Origin of the sequence: Rhodopirellula halodulae (assembly GCF_020966775.1) — a bacterium.
Classification (GTDB): domain Bacteria; phylum Planctomycetota; class Planctomycetia; order Pirellulales; family Pirellulaceae; genus Rhodopirellula; species Rhodopirellula halodulae.
Genome location: NZ_JAJKFV010000029.1, coordinates 1,655,026 through 1,672,525, shown reverse-complemented (window position 1 = coordinate 1,672,525; position 17,500 = coordinate 1,655,026). Strand labels below are relative to the sequence as shown.

Annotated in this window: 14 protein-coding genes; 6 read left to right on the top strand and 8 right to left on the bottom strand. The window is 56.4% G+C overall.

Annotated features, from left to right (window positions below; genetic code table 11):
• Positions 1 to 309: 309 nt before the first annotated feature.
• Positions 310 to 2,811, top strand: a complete 2,502-nt coding sequence (locus LOC70_RS19005) for a PSD1 and planctomycete cytochrome C domain-containing protein (protein WP_230255562.1) — start codon at positions 310 to 312, stop codon at positions 2,809 to 2,811.
• Here the strand turns inward: LOC70_RS19005 and LOC70_RS19000 are convergent.
• The 4 genes from LOC70_RS19000 to LOC70_RS18985 all read right to left on the bottom strand — a co-directional run bounded on the left by LOC70_RS19000 (position 2,808) and on the right by LOC70_RS18985 (position 6,317).
• Positions 2,808 to 3,668, bottom strand: coding sequence for an alpha/beta hydrolase family protein (locus tag LOC70_RS19000; protein WP_230255561.1), 861 nt, complete (start codon positions 3,666 to 3,668; stop codon positions 2,808 to 2,810). The genes LOC70_RS19005 and LOC70_RS19000 overlap by 4 nt on opposite strands.
• Positions 3,665 to 4,642, bottom strand: coding sequence for a flotillin-like protein FloA (gene floA / locus LOC70_RS18995; protein WP_390889091.1), 978 nt, complete (start codon positions 4,640 to 4,642; stop codon positions 3,665 to 3,667). The genes LOC70_RS19000 and floA overlap by 4 nt, the downstream gene beginning before the upstream one ends.
• Before the next feature lie 192 nt (positions 4,643 to 4,834).
• A complete protein-coding gene (locus tag LOC70_RS18990) occupies positions 4,835 to 5,656 on the bottom strand; it encodes a HisA/HisF-related TIM barrel protein (RefSeq protein ID WP_230255560.1) in 822 nt (273 codons plus the stop codon).
• Between the two features lie 34 nt (positions 5,657 to 5,690).
• Positions 5,691 to 6,317 carry a DUF2617 family protein gene (locus LOC70_RS18985; protein ID WP_390889057.1) on the bottom strand — a complete coding sequence of 209 codons (627 nt, stop codon included), beginning with the start codon at positions 6,315 to 6,317 and terminating at the stop codon, positions 5,691 to 5,693.
• Positions 6,318 to 6,538: 221 nt separating this feature from the next.
• On the opposite strand from LOC70_RS18985, the gene LOC70_RS18980 reads away from it, so the two are divergent.
• Positions 6,539 to 7,117, top strand: a complete 579-nt coding sequence (locus LOC70_RS18980) for an anthranilate synthase component II (RefSeq protein WP_230255558.1) — start codon at positions 6,539 to 6,541, stop codon at positions 7,115 to 7,117.
• Positions 7,118 to 7,151: 34 nt separating this feature from the next.
• On the opposite strand, the gene LOC70_RS18975 is transcribed toward LOC70_RS18980, so the two are convergent.
• A complete protein-coding gene (locus LOC70_RS18975) occupies positions 7,152 to 7,667 on the bottom strand; it encodes an NUDIX hydrolase (RefSeq protein ID WP_230255557.1) in 516 nt (171 codons plus the stop codon).
• 252 nt (positions 7,668 to 7,919) lie between these two features.
• On the opposite strand from LOC70_RS18975, the gene LOC70_RS18970 reads away from it, so the two are divergent.
• The 3 genes from LOC70_RS18970 to LOC70_RS18960 are packed head-to-tail and all read left to right on the top strand — an operon-like array spanning position 7,920 to position 14,237.
• Positions 7,920 to 9,116 carry a glycosyltransferase family 2 protein gene (locus tag LOC70_RS18970; protein ID WP_230255556.1) on the top strand — a complete coding sequence of 399 codons (1,197 nt, stop codon included), beginning with the start codon at positions 7,920 to 7,922 and terminating at the stop codon, positions 9,114 to 9,116.
• Positions 9,109 to 10,740: a hypothetical protein gene (locus tag LOC70_RS18965; protein WP_230255555.1), complete on the top strand. Its 1,632-nt coding sequence runs from the start codon at positions 9,109 to 9,111 to the stop codon at positions 10,738 to 10,740. The genes LOC70_RS18970 and LOC70_RS18965 overlap by 8 nt, the downstream gene beginning before the upstream one ends.
• A gap of 44 nt (positions 10,741 to 10,784) precedes the next feature.
• A complete protein-coding gene (locus LOC70_RS18960) occupies positions 10,785 to 14,237 on the top strand; it encodes a hypothetical protein (RefSeq protein WP_230255554.1) in 3,453 nt (1,150 codons plus the stop codon).
• Positions 14,238 to 14,480: 243 nt separating this feature from the next.
• On the opposite strand, the gene LOC70_RS18955 is transcribed toward LOC70_RS18960, so the two are convergent.
• Both LOC70_RS18955 and LOC70_RS18950 read right to left on the bottom strand, forming a co-directional pair.
• Positions 14,481 to 15,254 (bottom strand): response regulator transcription factor, encoded by a 774-nt coding sequence (locus LOC70_RS18955; RefSeq protein WP_230255553.1) that lies wholly within the window; start codon positions 15,252 to 15,254, stop codon positions 14,481 to 14,483.
• A gap of 212 nt (positions 15,255 to 15,466) precedes the next feature.
• The gene (locus LOC70_RS18950) at positions 15,467 to 15,802 is read right to left on the bottom strand and encodes a hypothetical protein (RefSeq protein WP_230255552.1); all 336 of its coding nucleotides are present in this window, start codon (positions 15,800 to 15,802) and stop codon (positions 15,467 to 15,469) included.
• A gap of 315 nt (positions 15,803 to 16,117) precedes the next feature.
• Between LOC70_RS18950 and LOC70_RS18945 the strand changes: the two genes are divergently transcribed.
• Positions 16,118 to 16,861 carry an SDR family NAD(P)-dependent oxidoreductase gene (locus tag LOC70_RS18945; protein ID WP_230255551.1) on the top strand — a complete coding sequence of 248 codons (744 nt, stop codon included), beginning with the start codon at positions 16,118 to 16,120 and terminating at the stop codon, positions 16,859 to 16,861.
• On the opposite strand, the gene cyaB is transcribed toward LOC70_RS18945, so the two are convergent.
• On the bottom strand, positions 16,847 to 17,425 hold the full coding sequence (cyaB, locus tag LOC70_RS18940; protein ID WP_230255550.1) for a class IV adenylate cyclase: 579 nt from the start codon (positions 17,423 to 17,425) through the stop codon (positions 16,847 to 16,849). The two genes, LOC70_RS18945 and cyaB, sit on opposite strands and share 15 nt — an antisense overlap.
• Positions 17,426 to 17,500: the final 75 nt, after the last annotated feature.

Genomic DNA, 17,500 nt, shown 5'->3' with positions numbered 1-17,500 from the left:
CACAGGGACTCCTGCTGGTCCACAATCCGCCGCACGCAACGCCGAACAATGGGGTGGCCGAGAGAACGCCCGGCCGGCTGATTCATTGAGCGCGGAAAGTATAAACGAACTGGAAATTTTGCCATCCCCAGTTGGAGAACGAAAAACAGATCTTTCCTTTCGCAAATCAGTCGAATGCGGCTATACTGACTTGCAATTGACGCAACACTCTCTAAGAAATAACGTCAACACGAATCCCGCCTATCTCGATTCACCGAGAAACGCATGAACGCAAGCTGCGATCCCACCCTCATGCCACAATCAAATTCGATGCCTCGACGTTCCCACCTCCTCCGCCAAGCCAACCTGCGGTCCGCGATCACGATCGGACTCTGCACCTTTGGCTTTCTCGCCGCGGATCTTTCAACTGTAACCGCAGAGGTCGATTACGCCAACGAAGTCAAACCGCTGTTGGCCAAACGCTGCTACTCGTGCCACGGCCCGGACCAAGCCGAAAGCAGCTTGGGTCTGCATCAAGCCGAATCGTCGATCATCGAAGGGGACTCGGGTGAGCAATTGATCGTGCCGGGCGATCCCGACGCCAGCCACCTCTTGGAACGAATCGTTGCCAACGATGACTACGAATTGATGCCACCCGAAGGTGAGCCGCTGACGGAATCGGAAGTGGATCTGATTCGTCGCTGGATCGAAGAAGGAGCTGTGTTCACCAAACACTGGGCGTACGAACCGGTCCAGGACGTTTCTCCGCCGGACATCTCAGCCAATCTTCAAAAACACATTTCGAAATCCACGGAATCGGACGCTGAGATTTCGACGACGCTGCAAACATGGAAGGCCAACAACCATCCTGTCGACGCGTTCATCTTGGACTCATTGCTGGCGGCCGGATTGCAGCCCAACGGCGCGGCGGACCGCCACACGTTGATTCGCCGAGTGACCTATGACTTGACTGGTCTTCCGCCGACTCCGCAGGAAGTCGCGGAGTTCGTCCATGACTCCGATCCCGACGCTTACGAAAAGCTGGTCGATCGACTTCTGGAATCCCCTCACTACGGCGAGCGTTGGGGACGGCACTGGCTGGACCTGGTTCGCTACGCGGAAACCAACTCGTTTGAGCGAGACAATCCCAAGCCTAACGCATGGAAGTACCGCGACTACGTGATCCGGTCATTCAATGAAGACAAACCCTACGACGAGTTTGTGCGGGAACAATTGGCCGGCGACTTGCTGGACGATGTGACCACCGAAACGCTGACCGCGACGGGCTTCTACCGACTCGGTATTTGGGACGATGAACCCGCCGACCCGCTTCAAGCTCGCTACGACGAACTCGACGACTTGGTGACCGTGACCGGACAAACGTTCTTGGGTCTCACCATCAACTGCGCGCGATGCCACGACCACAAAATCGATCCGATTCCGCAAACTGACTACTACGGAATGCTGGCGTTCTTCGCGGACATCAGCCGTTACGGAACACGTGGCGATCAACAAACCAACAACCAAATCGATATTTCGGGACCGGAACTCAACGCAGCCTATGCAAAAGCGGATGAGCAACGACGGACCATCGAAGAAGAGCTTCACGCGATTGAACAAGACGGCATCACCAAGATGTCGGCCCCTGATCAACGCGCAACAGAAGGTCCCAAACGCCAACGCGAAAAAGTTCTCAAGAAGAAGCTTCGCCCGTTGCTGACCAAGGAACAACGTCAGCGGTACGACGATTTGAAAGCGGAACTGGCCGAAGTCGCGAAACGCCGCGATGAACTGCCCGATCGCCAACAAGTTCTCGGCCTTGGCAAGTTGCGGCCAATCGAACAGACCTTCGTACTTTTTCGCGGCAACCCTCATTCGCCAACGGATGAAGTCAGCCCACGCTTTCCAGAAATCTTCGGGGATACACCGCCCGAGATGACCGCGGAACAACGGCGTCGCGTTTTCGCGGAATGGGTCACGGACGAAAACAATCGCCTGTCGTCGCGAGTGATGGCGAACCGAATTTGGCAGCACCACTTTGGTCGCGGCATTGTTCGTTCGCCCAATAACTTTGGCGGTCTGGGCGTGCCGCCAACTCATCCGGAATTGCTGGACTACCTCGCCAACCGCTTGGTTGATGGCGGCTGGAAGTTGAAAGACATGCACCGGCTGATCTGTTCCAGCCAGGCGTATCAAATGTCCTCGGAAGTCACTGACAAGTCGGTCGAGCTGGATCCTGCCAACGATCTGTTTTGGCGTTTTGATTCGCGACGGCTGAGCGCCGAAGAAGTTCGCGATTCGATCCTGGCGGTGAATCAATCGCTGAATCGCAACACATACGGACCGAGCTTCTACCCGAACCTATCCGCCGAAGTTCTCGCCGGACAATCTCGGCCCGGGCAGGGCTGGGGCAACTCCGACGAAGCGGAACGCAACCGACGCAGTGTTTACATTCACGTAAAACGTTCGCTGCTCACGCCCCTGCTGTCGGCGTTCGACTTCCCGGAACCCGACACGACCTGTGAAGCCCGTTTCGCAACGCTGCAACCAGGACAAGCGATGTCGCTGCTGAACAGCGAGTTCATCCACGAAGAATCGGACAAACTTGCTCAATCCGTACGCGGTCAGCTGCCACCGGACGCCTCGTCCGCCAGCTTCGTGCAGGCGGTGATTCAGCAAGTACTGATGCGGCCGGCGTTGGACGCGGAAGTTCAAGAAGGCGTTGAGCTGATTGACGAACTACGGAACAAATTCGAGATGTCACCCCAGCGTGCGGACGCTTTGTATGCACTCAGCGTCCTGAACTGGAACGAATTCGTTTTCGTCTTCTAGCGGTGGCGTTTCAAGAACGCGGCAGCCGTGTCGGCGACCCAAATGGCATCGCCGGGATTCCGCACCATCAAATGGTCGGCACCGGCAAGCGTGACCAAACTGCACGCTGCCTCGCCGGACTCTCCGCCGACCAAACTCGCAATGCGAAGTGCATGATCGTACCCAACCGTCTCGTCGACGGGCGAATGAAACGTCATGACCTGCGCGGCGATCTTCGGTAGCTGGTCAGCCAAAGCATGTTGGCGGAAGTCCTCCAACATTTCTCGACGAATGTTCCAGCGCCGCCCACCGATCGTGACCTCGCCGACCCCTTCCTGTGCAATTGCTGGATTCATTCGCTCCAGCAAATTCGCCAAATGCACAGTGTCGCTGGGAGCAGCGATGGCAACAATCGCTTGGAGTGACTCTGGTCGGCGATGCTCATCCGCAGCAATCGCAAGCGACGCCGCGCCACCAAAACTGTGACCAATCAGCCCGGTGACGCTCCCCAACTCATCGGACGCGAAACGAATTGCCGAGACCAAGTCCGCTTGGTTGGATGTGAAATGCGTTTGTGAGAAGTCACCATCGCTGCCGCCGAGCCCGGTCATGTCATAACGAAGAACCGCGATTCCCCACTCAGCCAACCGGCGCGAAATTCGAGCGATCGCCTTCAGGTCTTTATTGCAGGTGAAGCAATGACTGAACACGGCAACTGGCACATTGGATAGCGTCTCACCTGTTTCCAAATCTCGTGGACGATCGACGATTCCTGCTAGTTCAAAACCATTGCCGCCTGCAAACCGCACGCGATACGAGTGTCGCTCGTAAGAGCCCAAGACAGGTTCTTCCGAGGAACCGGGTGATCCGACACTCACGCCGAGCCTTCCGTTGCTACTCCATTGGCCACCTCACCGATTCGGCCGGCTTGGAAAGCCTCCGCCATCGCACGTGGCACTTCGGCTTCCGCCAAGACCAATCGCGATCGGTTTTCGGACACGCGAGCCTTCATTTGCTGCTCCGCCGCGATGGCTTCGGCGCGACGACGTTCGGCCTGTGCACGAGCCACTCGCGTGTCGGCCTCGGCTTGATCGCTCTGCAATCGAGCTCCAATGTTTTCCCCGACATCGATGTCCGCGATATCAATCGACACGATTTCAAATGCGGTTTGCGCATCCAATCCTCGCGACAACACCACACGAGTGATCATGTCTGGGTTTTCGAGCACTTTGAAATGAGTGTCCGCTGAACCAATCGAACTGATGATGGCTTCGCCGACGCGAGCGATCACGGTGTCTTCCGTCGCACCACCAATCAGTTGTTCCAAATTGGTTCGCACCGTGACCCGCGTTCGAACTCGCAATTCCACCCCATTCTTGGTGATTGCACTCAAAGTCGTCTTGCCGCTTCGTTTCGGGTCGGGGCAATCAATGACCTTCGGATACACGCTGGTTTGCACAGCATCCAAAACGTCGCGTCCCGCCAAATCAATCGCGGCCGCTTGGTCAAACTCCAAAGGAATCTGGGCTCGATGTGCCGCGATGATCGCATGAATCACATTCATGACGTTTCCGCCGGCCAAGTAGTGAGCTTCCAATCGATGCGTGCTGATTCCGTCACGGCGACTGATGTTCAATCCCGCTTGGGCGGCCATCACCTTGGCTTGAACGATGACGTTTGGATTGACCTTGGTGAAGTGCATGCGAATCAAGTTCAGCAACTGCACATCCGCATCCGACATGAATGCTTGGAACCAAAGCTTCCCGTACCGCAGGAAAAAGAACCCGAGCACTGCAGCAAAGAATAATGCCAAAAAAACGCCGACCAGCAACAGCAGCGAACTGGAGTTCATTCCTGCACCGGGTTCTTGCGGAATCAACGCGAGCATGGATGAGATATCAGTGTAGTGATGCGGTGACATGTGGTTTTTTGCCAGTCAAAGTTCGATGCCGATTCGAAAAGCGTGTGTCGTTGCATGATAGCAGTTTGTGAACCGACGGGCGAAGAGACCGTCAGCGACGAGAGTCCAAGACGACGATACCGCTCAGTAGGAGACGTCGTTCAACTTCGGCAACAACGCCGACGCGACGAGCAAACGGCTGTAGCCTTCGTCAAGACACTGCTGAACATCCACTGGCTCTCGGATGCCTCCGCCCGTGATCCATCGCCCCCCTGGGTGTGATGCATGGTATTTTCGAAGCGGTAAACAGGAAGCCACGCCGGCCGAGGAGCCGACCTGCGCCACGTCTAAGACAATGACTTCCCGAATGCCTCGCTCCCAAGCTCGGTCGATCCAACCGTCGGGTCCGCCCGCCTGCTCCCGTTGAAATTGAATTTCTCGCGTACGTTGAGTGCCCTGAACAAACTCTCCTTCGCGGAAATCTAGGCTCAAACACAGATCCGCTGGATCGACCACGCTCGACAACTCGTCAATGACGTGCAGCCCTTGGGCAGACTCCGTGGCAATGATCCACCGAGTCATGGAATCAACTGCACCGGCCCGATTCACTTGCTGCAGCCACTTGCTTTCTTCACGCGTAGGACAGTTCGTCCAACCAGCATCAATCCAAAGCGTCTCACCAGGACGCAGGCTGTCAATGATCGACCGCAATGACGCTCGCTGCTGCCCTGCGCCGGTCAGCGAATCCAAATCGGCAACATAGAATTGACACAGCCCAATCGTCCGGTACCAACGAATTAGCTCACAGGGATCGCATAGAGAACCGGCATGTGGTTGATACCGATGGCGTTGCCCGGCGATTCCGCGGACGGCTTTTCCGTCCATCAGATCCAACACACCGATCAAATGGCTCGAGACGCCCCGCCATCGATCACGCGTTGAGTCCAAACCGGCAAACGAACTCATCGTTGTTCACCGAGTGCGTTGCACGACGCGTGTCTCACGCAGTAGCCGAATCGGTTTCCGGTAATGTGAACAACGACTCGACTTTCACAATCGCGTAGTCGTCTGGGAAGGTGTGAATGGCTTGGATCAACATCGACCGTCGTCGAGTCTCAATATTGACGTAGCTAATGGCACCAAATGCCATTCGTCCGCTGGAGTCAAATCGGTGCAGCAAGCCTTCTGTTGGACCATTGCCCAGTTGTTGACCAACCATCCAAAACATTTTGGGGTCAACCGTTTCAAGCTGAAAATGCGAGCGGTACGAAAGCCCGGATCGGCAAGTCGCCTCTTCGGTTCGACTGCCCTTCAACGATTGCCGAATCAAGCACCGTCGCGAAGGGAGCGGTTGGTGGGCGCTGGTGGCAACTTCGCAAAGAGTCGTCGCTGGCGATCCGCAGGTGGGCGACGAGTTGAAGGTGACCACGTGCCCACAATTGGTGACTTCGATCTTAGCGTCGTATCCGTCGCGTTCAATTTTTCGCGATTGATGCACCACCAGCAATTCAGGGTGCAGCGATCGGCTGAACAGATGAAACGCCAATTCAGCAACTTTGGGGCGAACCGAAAGCACGATGATGAGTCCAAAGAAGAGGTTCGTATTCGATCTCGCTACGAAACGCATCCTTCACGTCTCGCGTCGCGGTCAGTCCCCCATTATACGCTGTCCCGATGAACCTTCTAAAGAGCGTTTACGTCTTGACTCGCCAAGAATATCCTTTCCGTTTGATTGTCGCGAATTCATCTTGACAGCGTCTGCTCTCCCGAGTCTCGCTCCACCTCTCAATTCGCGCCGCGTTTGGACATCATCGCCCTCCGGAAGCAGCCCGCCTGGAATTCGCTCACATGATTTTGGTCATCGATAACTACGATTCGTTTACCTACAACCTGGTTCAGCGGATGGGCGAGATTGATTCGTCGGCTGACATCCAGGTGCATCGCAACGATGACCTCTCACTGGAAGAAATCGAAGACCTGAAACCGGAACGCCTGCTCATTTCCCCCGGCCCGTGCACGCCAACCGAGGCGGGTGTCAGCGTGGATTGCGTGCGGCGTTTCGCGGGAAAGTTTCCAATCCTGGGCGTTTGCTTGGGACACCAATCGATCGGAGAAGCGTTCGGTGCAACGATCATTCGTGCTCCCGAATTGATGCACGGGAAGACGGACGGCATCCATCACGACGACGGGGGTCTGTTTGCGGGACTCCAGAATCCCTTCACCGCAACTCGATATCACTCGTTGGTCATTGACCCGAACACGGTCCCAGACGAATTGATTGTCGGGGCGTGGACGGACACCGGCGGAAACCGACAGATCATGGGAGTTCGCCACCAACAACATCGTCTTGAAGGTTGGCAGTTCCACCCCGAGAGTTTTCTGACGGAACCCGGGATCGAATTGATCAAACGTTTTCTCGCTTGGTGACAAACTCTCGCTTGGTGACAAAGCGATCGGCTGCTCAAACGTCCTGGAACAAGAACGCTTGTAGCCCAATCAACGTTTTTGCGTCGCGGATTTTCCCGGTTTGGACCAATTCCGTCACTTCGCGACGGTGCATGCGTTTGACTTCAATGCGTTCGGTTGTTTCAAGCTGCTGCTCTCCTTCGGTCAAATCACGAGCGACCACGAGATGCATCAATTCGTTGCCGAGCCCCGGCGCGGAGTAGAACTCGCACGCGATGGAAAGACTGGCTGATCGATAGCCCGTTTCCTCGGTCAGCTCCCGCGCCGCGGTTTCCAAGACCTCCTCACCGGGATCGCGAGTCCCTGCAGGCAACTCGAGCAACGTTTCTCCCACAGCCGGCCGCTCGTTTTCGATCATCACCACCGTGTCTTGATCAATGAGCGGCAGCAACACCACAGCTCCCGGATGCTGGATGAATTCGCGGCGATGCGACTTCCCATCTCGTCCGGGCAAGTCGATCGCAACGACGTCAAAACGACTACCACGCAGCAAAACTTCGTGATTGGACATCAGATTCCTTACCATCGGTGTTTGGAAATACTGGATCATGAATCCCCCATCGCACTACCGATGCGGTTTTCATTGAACGAGCAATGAATGCCAGCAATGAAACATTGTGTTGAAGCAAATTCGGACTTGTGAGGGAAGGCGGTGTCCTTGGCGGGTGGCTCCCCATAAAAACGGAAAGCCATCCCCCCACAAGGTAGAAACGCCGCTCAACTTGAGTAATATGTCCGCATGAACACCGAAGCCCCTCCGCCCATGACATCTTCACACACCAGCGTTTCAACGCCGATTGTGTCAGCACGTCCCTCCGAGCTGTCCGGAACCCAACCGGAATTGCAACCGGCCGCATCCCCGGGTGACCACATCGACGAGATTTCGGTGGTCATCCCGGCGATGAACGAAGAAGTCACCTTGGGCGAATTGCAACAACGCATCGGTGACGTTTGCCGAGAGCATGACCTGCGTGTGCAAATTATCTTCGTGGATGACGGATCCACGGACGAAACCTGGTCCAAGATGGTGGAACTTTGTGGGACATCAGACGACGCGATGCGATCGACATTCGCGATTCGTCTGCGGCGTAATTTCGGAAAAGCCGCTGCCCTGAGTGCCGGATTCGCTGCCGCACGCGGTTCCATTGTTTTCACGATGGATGCCGATCTCCAAGACGATCCCATCGAGATCCCACGCTTCATGGAAAAGATTCGCGGCGGATTGGATGTCGTCAGCGGTTGGAAGCAAACACGTCACGATCCCTGGCACAAAGTTCTGCCGAGTCGAGTCTTCAACGCCCTGGTAAGTTCACTGACCGGAGTCAAGCTGCACGATCACAACTGTGGTTTCAAAGCCTATCGGCAAGAAGTGCTCGCCGAAGTGGATCTGTACGGCGAACGCCATCGTTTCATTCCGGTTCTTGCGTCCGCACGTGGCTACAAGGTCGGCGAGATCACCGTCCAACATCATGCACGCCAGCACGGAGTCTCAAAGTACGGCGTCTCGCGTCTGATCAAAGGTTTCCTCGACCTGCTCAGCATCCATCTGGTGACTGGTTACGGCCGCCGCCCGCTGCACCTAATTGGTTCAGCAGGCTTGCTTTGTTTTGCCATCGGTTCGCTAGGAATGACTTACCTCAGCTTCCGTTGGGTATGGTCCCGGATGGGTGAGGGCGAACCACTGCACCTGCACTCCACCGCGATCTTTTACTACTGCATCTTGGCCGTCTTGCTGGGTGCTCAGTGCGTCCTCGCGGGATTACTGGCGGAGCTGATTGTCTCCGTTGCCGCGGCCAGAGACCATCGCGAAACGTTGATGCGAAATGAAGGGTCACACGGCGTCGAAGCTCAACAAAGCGGCAGTCAATTAAGCTGCAGTCGACCGATCGCCAACGCATCGGGTTATAGCATTTCGGAGTGGGCGGGTTTCGAGTCGCCGGAGCAGCCACTCGATGCGTAAACATGAAATCCCGCGACAACATCGTCGCAACACCTACGCGATCATGATTGTCGCAGCGTTGGCTCTTGCCGCCGGGCGAATCTCGGTTGTCACCAGCCGCGAAGGCGACACGGCTTTCCTAAGCGCCAACGATCGCAGTCGGTGGTGCACGGTGGCAGCACTCGTCGAAGACGGGACCTTCGCGATCGATCGCCCCATCTCCATCCGATCGGACGACGGCAAGCGACGTCCTTGGGACACGATCGATAAAGTTCGTCACGTCGGCGTGGATGGACAACTGCACCACTACAGCAGCAAACCCACGTTGCTGGTGACGATGGTCGCGGGGGTTTACGGAGTCGTTCACCACACAACGGGTTTGACTCTCACAGAGAACCCGATTTACGTCCCACGACTGCTATTGCTGTTAATCAACTTGCCAGTACTGGCGTTGTTCCTGGTCACGATTGCATTGATTGTTGAGGTGATCGGCGCGTCGGACTATGCGCGCAGAATGGGTGTCGCCGCTGCTTGTTTCGGCACGATGATGCTGCCGTTTACGATCTCGTTGAACAATCACCTTTTCGCCGCTGCCGCCACGTCCTTGACTCTGTGGCTCTACCTTCGAGCCGCGGACAAGATGACGGATTCGTTCTCCGGCATGACTTACCACCCCAAGTTTGCGCCCTGGTTTGTGGCGGGAGCCTCCGCCGCGTTCGCCGTTGCTTGTGAACTGCCGGCCCTTTCGATGTTGGCACTCTGGACCGTCTTGTTCGCTTGGTTGAATCCCAAGTCGATGCCGGGTTTTTTGACCGGTGCCATCTTGGTCTTGGTCGGGATCGTGGGAACCAACCAATGGGCCCATGGCAGTCTCCGCACACCATACGCACATCGCGGCGTAGGCGAGGACTTGGAATCCATCCCCATGCCGTCGGATCCATCGAAAGTTCAAATTCAAACGGCTTTGGAACATTCGCAAACGCTCATGGCCGCGGAAAAGGTCACACTACGCGAGCTTCATGATGGCGGCTACGAAGTTTTGGCGGAACGATTTAGCCCAGCAAACGAAGTGGTTCAAACACTGTACGAGCTGCGTCCGAGCGGTGCCGCATGGACACTGAGCGTTTGGGACGACTGGTACGATTATCCTGGAAGCTACTGGCGTTCGGGCAAACGACGAGGGGTCGACCTTGGTGAACCCAGCCGTGTTGCTTACCTCTTTCACGCAACCTTGGGTTACTACGGAATCTTTTCGCTGACTCCCATTTGGATCTTGGTTCCCGTGGGAATGATCGCGGGCCTACGCCACGGCCCGGGTTACATGCGGCGGCTGACCGCGGCGATCGCTCTGGCCAGTGTGGTCTGTCTGGTTTTCTACATTGCTCGTCCGGAGATCGATCGCAACTACGGCGGCGTCAGCGTCTGTTTTCGCTGGATGCTTTGGTTCGCCCCGCTTTGGCTGTATTGCTTGGTCCCCGAAGTCAGCTCCTTGAGCGAGAAGTTTCACGGACGATGTTTCACGCTCGTCTTGCTCGGGGCCAGTGCCTTCTCGGTTGCAACCAGCCTGTCATCCCCCTGGCAGAGCCCATGGATCTACCGTTTTGCGAGCTTTTTGGGGTGGTTGGGCAACGAAATGACGCGGTAGGATCGACCGGCTAGCACAACGTTGTCTCAAGGAGGAGACAAGCTTTGGCCGCTTCGGGTCAGGAATTGCCGCCGCCGCGTCGAACCAGCCGTTTCAAGACGGCGCTGGTGCTGCTGGTGGTATGCCTGACGACAGGCCTTTTGCTGAAGTCTCTGCTTCCACAAACCGTCGGCGAACAAGCCCGTCGCTTTCTCGAGAAAAAGCTCGACGAGCACTACGCGGACTGGGATGTCTCCGTCCATCGCGGGACGTTCTTGGCGGGTACCGGCTTGGTATTCGAACAGATCGAAATTCGCCCCAAATCAAATTCGCCTCGACTGATGAACGGCTGGTGGGCGGAACACCCGGCTGTCTCCATCGACCGACTCACCGTTTTCGCGGACTTGGATCCTCAGAAATGGATGAATGGCGAAAGCCCGCTGAACACCCGGCGGATGGCGGTCGAAGGCGTGGTGGCCAACCTTGATGTTGGGCTCGACAACTCGCTTTCGTTGGCTTCGCTTCTGCCGTTGCCGCAAATGGGCCCCGCTTGCCCGCGGATCGATTTGCACAACGTCATCACCAACGTCAACTTCGAAACAGCACGTGCTAGACCAAACGCCGCGAGACATGTCGTTCCAACGAACGGCCCCGGCAGTACTTCACCCTCAGGTCAACCGCTGCAACTGAGGTGGTCGAGTATTGCCATCTCGACCGAAACCGGCGTCGCGGCCAATCGCGAACAACCTGCCCCCGTGCACAAGCTACTGTTCGCGAAAGGCGAGAGTAGCTTCAGCGGCCCCATCGAATTCGCGCTGGAACATCAGGCTAGCGGTGCCGAAGATCCGCTGCGAATCAAAACGACCATTCAAGCTTTTCAACTCGACGAAACGGTGGTTTCAAAGATTCGCCCTCGAATCTCCCAGTGGTTCCCCGACGATTCTCGGGTGAGCCTGCGGGGTGACCTGTCGGCAGAGTACAACCGCGTTGGCGAAACCGATGACTTCGAGATCGACCTCGTGGTTCACCAGGGCAACCTCGCTGATAAACGCCTGCCCGCGAGTATCAGCAACGCTCGAGGTCGACTTCTCATTTCACCTCAGCAGATCAAACTTTATCCCACCCAAGCTCTCTTCGGCGATGCCCATTGCACCATCAGAGGAACCACGCAGCTTCGCCGGCTTGCAGCGACGAAATTCGATCTTGGATTGACCGATCTGCAGCTCACGGGCGAAGGGCTGACACTTGACCGAGCATTTGCAGAAGCGATGCCCGAAAAGGTCCACCGTCTTTGGCAACGCTATCAAGCCCGCGGTCGACTCAACCTTCGGGCGCACGCCACCAACCCCGCGCCCCTAACCTCCAAAGCATGGGCCCTCGAATCAGAAGTCGATATCCGTGGTGTCGATGTTCAATTCGACAGGTTTCCATATCCAGTTCAGCAACTGGTGGGCACCATTCACATCGCAGACGGATTTGCAACGACCGAACGGTTGACGGGACGCGCCGGAGGTCAGCGTTTGAACTGCGCGTTCCGAGTGCCGGTGCATCTCAACCCTGACGCCCCCAAGGTCCACACGAAACAAATCACCGTTCAAACCGAGGGTGCGGTGCTCATTGATGACGCGTTGATCACCGCGTTGACACCAAGAGAAGAAAGCGAACCCTCGTCATTTGCCGAAACCAGCACACGATCCGTTTCGAAAGTCGAGCGGTTCGTTCGTTCACTTCGCCCGAGAGGTGCCGTCGAGTGGGCAACCGCAACCCTGCAAACGGACGCGAGTGGAAAGTCAACTCGTCAGTTTGATTTCCGGGTGTCCGGTGGCACGCTTCGCTACGACAAGTTCCCTTACCCACTCTACAACGTCGAAGGCCGCGTCCAAATCAAAGACAACTTGGTCCGACTCATCGGCTTCACGGCGAACAATGCGGGTTCGGCCAAGGTGGATTGTAACGGGCTCTACCAGATTCCTGTCACACCAGATCCCGACAAACCGACCACTGCTTCACCTCAGGAATCTGATCTTCATCTACGGTTTCAGCTCGTTGATCTGGCGATGGACCAATCGCTGCGAGGCTCCCTGCCGGAATCGACTCGGCACATTTGGGATTCACTGGCACCGGGTGGCACATTGGACCGCCTGGACGTCCACATTCATCAATCCGGAACACAGCCCTTGGATCTGACGTTGGTGGCGGACCAAAACGAAACAGAGCAGGTCACGCCCGACTCACTGAGTTTGCGTCCAACGGCTGTTCCTTACCGCATGGATATCATCGGCGGTCATGTCGAATACCGAGACCATCAAGTCTTGATTAGCAATCTCATCGGACGTCACGATGCGTCTCGGCTTGTTGCCGATGGAAAGTGCGTCCAGCATCCATCGGGTCGTTGGCTGTTGTCGATGGATCTGCATAGTGGATGTCGCTTGGTACCGGATGAAGAGTTTGTCGCATCGTTACCCGAGCAAGTTGGACGAGCTCTCAGAGCCCTGGACCTTCGCGGCCCAATCAGCCTTCGCGGCAAAACCAATCTGCTGTTGGCCGACGACGATTCGACCACACCCATCATGGACTGGGACGTTCTTTTGCAATTGGAAGGCAACCGAATCGCGGATGTCGGTCCCGTTCATTCATTGCGTGGAGAAATTCAGGTCCAAGGTGTGCGGGACGCGGAAGTGCTTCAGGCATACGGCAACATGGCCCTCGATTCCATGCATGCCTACGGTTTGCAAATCACCTCTGTACGAGGCCCGTTTTCAATCACCAACGAACAGTTACTACTTGGAGAAAACGCGAAGCTACCGCCATCCAACTCGCCAGACAGCTACATCCAAGACGCCGACGGCAGCGGCGTCCCAATTGTCGGAGCTCTGTTCGGTGGCAAACTCAGCCTCAGTGGAGGAGTTTTGTTGTCGACGGGTGACTTCGAAATTGACACGGCACTGGGCAACGCCCAAATCGCAACCTGCTTGGCGGAGGTGGGACAAAGCCGCACCGGTATCACAGGACGTTTTGACGGCGACTCCCATCTGGAAGGTCGCCTTGGCGATCTCGATTTGCTGAAAGGCAGTGGACGCGGCAGCATCAGCGGCGCCAATCTGTATCAGCTTCCGTATCTGGTTCAGGTTCTCAATTTGCTGCGAATCAAAGCGACCGAAGACGTGGCTTTCACCAATGGCGAGACAGAGTTCTCAATCTTCGGCGAAGACCTGAACTTCAATCGCTTGGTTCTTTGGGGTGACTTGGTGGCACTGGAAGGCGGAGGCACGCTTAGCCGTCGTGAGCATTTGGACCTGTCGTTCAACACACGCGTGAGCCCACAGAACCTTTTCAGCAAAGTCATCAGTCCTCTGCGCGACAACCGCTACACGCTGTGGACCATCGAAGTCGATGGTCCGATCGAGGCCCCGACGATCCGCCGACGATCATTGAGTGGCATCACGCAAACCATGGAAGACTGGTTCCCCGGAATGGTGCGTGCGACAACAGCGGACGGAACCAACGTCAATCGTTGATTCACGCAGACGGCCGGTTGCCGCCATCGACGGTTGCAAAAAAAGTGCGAAGCTTCCAGACCGTCGCTGACCAAAAGAACTTCGTGCGACCTTAAAAGCATCGTTCGGCTGATGAGGATTGCACGTTCGCGAAAGACCAAACAATGACTCGCCCAATGTTCCCCCGACCCATCTGTCACGTCAAAGCCGTGATGAATGAGTCTGCCCCGGAGTTCATTGGGCGAGTATTGGTTGGTTAGTTTGCTAATCGTCCAAGCATGCCGCGGCGCTTGATACGTGCCCGCGCAACAAGGATGGACGTCGAAAAGCACGCCCTTCCACGGGCATTTCGGCCCGCGATTGGCTGTCTAAGAATCGCTCGACCGTTCGATGCTCACCCACCACGGCGGTCAACTCGGCCGTGCCAGCCACGCCAAAGGCAGACAGCAGGTGACTGCGTTCAAACTCAATCAAACGTTTTGAGACCTTGTGCGAAGCGGCGATGGCTTTGGTCGGCATCCCGTCCATCACGCAATCCAACACCTTTCGCTGGCGTTCCGTCAGCCCCTTCAGGATTGCACTCCGTCTGGTGTGCTCCGACTCCACCTCGACTTGAAAACGATCCCACTCGATGGCTTGCTGAACATGATCGCCTAGCGAATCCTTGCTTTCCGCACCGGGGCGTTGCGGCTGAACCATGACTGTCCATGCGCCATGTTCGAAAGCGTGAACGACCGCCTCAATGCCGATCTGTTTTGCGACCAAGATCATTGGCAAGCTGCATTTGGCCTGGAGCAATGCCGCTTGAATACGCTGAAACCCATCACCGACCAATTCGTAGTCGACGAGCAAGCATCCTGGCCGGCGCACCTGGCCTTTTGCGACTAATTCCAGCATCTGATCGCAGCTCGCAACCGCGACCACATCCCGGCCGGCGATCGACTCCAACCAATCTTGGTCACCGCCGGGTCGATCGTCCAACCGTCCCTCACGTCCCAACACATAAACGTGCGTGGTTTCAACGGCGGCATCAATCATCTTCGGAACCTCTCTGAACAGACGGCGTCGATCCAAGGACGCCGCTATCACATGACTCGCCAACGCGCTTCGGTGGCGACGGATGTCTTCAGAGAGAAGGCTAGCAGAACGCTAGCCAACGGTAACGGATGTTAATTTCGCAATGCACTGCGCATATTCGCACTCCCCCGAGCCGCATTCGAATGACTGGGGGGAGAGACCGCATCGCGAAATTACGAAACCAGTTCGGCCGAATCCGATGTCGTTTCGGTCGCCTTCTTCTCCGCAGCGCGACGACGACGTTTTTTCGGCTTCGTGATTCCCCATTCTTTGGTCAGCATCTCGAAGACCTCCGGGGTTTCGTAACGCACGATGTTTTTGCCTTCTGGCATCGGACCGATCAAGCCTCGAAAGACGGGCATTCCTCGAAGCGCCAAATCCGTGCTGCAGTCGTCGATTCCAACTTGCTCGTAGTGCTCCGTCAGCGGATCCAACGTTGTGTAGTCGCGAATTTGCAGAGAACCATCACTGCCACGAGCAACAACGCGATAAGTGTCTTTCTTCGACATGGCGGAATCTTCCCTTGGAGAGGTGAGTGCAAATCAATCCGATGGCAGCAGTGGATCGGGAGGATACCGCCGCAGTGATGAACTCATCGGTGCCATGAACCATTCATCGGCAACCACGCCCTTGCACAGCAAAACCATCGCAACCGCACGCGCACTCGATATCGGTGTTGAAAGACCCGCGACCCTCGCGACCGGCATCTTCCAAACAAACAATCTTGCTCGCACAAGATTCCGCCTTTGGATTTGCCTGAACTGGATTTGCCTGCACCCTACGATTCAGCAAACGATTCTCAACCAATCCCATGCAATGTCACCATGAGTTCATCTTCCTATCTCGTCGTCGGTGCCGGTGGTGGCATCGGCACTGCGCTTTGTCGTCATTTAGTCGCGGCGGGTCATCAGGTCATGCTGTCGGGACGGGACGAATCACGTCTGCAAACGCTGTCGCAAGAACTCGGACAACCGTACCTCGCATGCGACGCCACCGATTGGGACCAACTTTCCAGCGTGGTCGACTCCACGGCGGACCAATTCGAGAACTTCGCTGGCGCGGTAAACCTAGCGGGTTCCATCCTTCTTAAACCTGCCCACCTGACCAGCAAGGATGACTTGCAAGCTGTCCTGAACGCCAACCTCATCACAGCGTTCGGTTTGGTGCGGGCCGTTGCCCCCAAACTTAAAAAGCTGGGTGGGGGATCGATCGTGCTGATGTCCAGTGGTGGCGCGGCGATTGGATTGACCAGCCATGAAGCAATTGCCGCAGCCAAAGCCGGTGTCGCCGCCATGGCACGTGCCGCGGCCGCTACCTATGCCGCCGGCAACGTTCGCATCAACACGGTGGCTCCGGGTTTGGTCCAGACCGAATTGACCTCGCGTGTCTGGCAGAACGAGCGTTCAGCCGACGCTAGTCGAGCGATGCATCCAATGGGCCGACTCGGTCAGCCCGATGACATCGCCTCGCTGATCGCATGGTTGCTCCAACCTGAAAACGCTTGGATCACGGGACAAGACATCGCGGTGGATGGCGGACTCAGTTCCATCAAATCAGCCACCCGCTGAGGCGTCAGCCCGCTCCAATTGCATCCGCAAATAACTCCGCGGCTCAGGGTTGCTCAGGCCAAGCTTCGTCGCCAATGCTTCAACTTCAGCACGGGCGTTTTGAATGGCGTTGTCGTCCGGCTTGGTTTCCGCCAACACTCGCTCAATCTCAGCGTAAACGCCTAAGCCTTCAACGCGGTCAATCGTGACCGTCATCGGCCGCGTGCTGCCGATGGAAAATGTCTCACGTCGCTTCGTCACCGTCGCGACTTCACGGAAGCCCAACCGCAACAACAGGGTTTCGGTCAATTCACCTTTGGCGTCGCCTGGATTCAGAGCCCACTCCAGTTCTTCGCGAGCCTTCACTACGCCCGGTAGCTTGGGCCCCTTGTAGGTGATCAACGGCTCGCCATCGATTCGCCGAATCCGCAGAGCCTCTCCCGATGCGGCGAAGTCGCGGCAGGGGTGATTGAAATAGGTGTCCTTGTTTTCATTCTCAGAAACACTCTTAGCGTCTTCGACGTCCAAACGGGCTCGCAAGACGGCTTCGTCATCCACACGAAACTTCAATTCCACTTCAAACATTCACTGCTCTCCTGACTTCATTGTTCCTGGGTGATTGTTCCTGGACCGTACCGAACGACGGATCGAGCAGTTGCC

Bases quoted from the DNA above. Each gene is read 5' to 3' on its own strand.
- LOC70_RS19005 (WP_230255562.1), top strand. From the start codon at position 310: ATGCCTCGACGTTCCCACCTCCTCCGCCAAGCCAACCTGCGGTCCGCG.
- floA (WP_390889091.1), bottom strand. From the start codon at position 4,642: ATGAACTCCAGTTCGCTGCTGTTGCTGGTCGGCGTTTTTTTGGCATTA.
- LOC70_RS18990 (WP_230255560.1), bottom strand. From the start codon at position 5,656: ATGAGTTCGTTTGCCGGTTTGGACTCAACGCGTGATCGATGGCGGGGC.
- LOC70_RS18985 (WP_390889057.1), bottom strand. From the start codon at position 6,317: ATGCGTTTCGTAGCGAGATCGAATACGAACCTCTTCTTTGGACTCATC.
- LOC70_RS18980 (WP_230255558.1), top strand. From the start codon at position 6,539: ATGATTTTGGTCATCGATAACTACGATTCGTTTACCTACAACCTGGTT.
- LOC70_RS18975 (WP_230255557.1), bottom strand. From the start codon at position 7,667: ATGTCCAATCACGAAGTTTTGCTGCGTGGTAGTCGTTTTGACGTCGTT.
- LOC70_RS18970 (WP_230255556.1), top strand. From the start codon at position 7,920: ATGACATCTTCACACACCAGCGTTTCAACGCCGATTGTGTCAGCACGT.
- LOC70_RS18965 (WP_230255555.1), top strand. From the start codon at position 9,109: ATGCGTAAACATGAAATCCCGCGACAACATCGTCGCAACACCTACGCG.
- LOC70_RS18955 (WP_230255553.1), bottom strand. From the start codon at position 15,254: ATGATTGATGCCGCCGTTGAAACCACGCACGTTTATGTGTTGGGACGT.
- LOC70_RS18950 (WP_230255552.1), bottom strand. From the start codon at position 15,802: ATGTCGAAGAAAGACACTTATCGCGTTGTTGCTCGTGGCAGTGATGGT.
- LOC70_RS18945 (WP_230255551.1), top strand. From the start codon at position 16,118: ATGAGTTCATCTTCCTATCTCGTCGTCGGTGCCGGTGGTGGCATCGGC.
- cyaB (WP_230255550.1), bottom strand. From the start codon at position 17,425: ATGTTTGAAGTGGAATTGAAGTTTCGTGTGGATGACGAAGCCGTCTTG.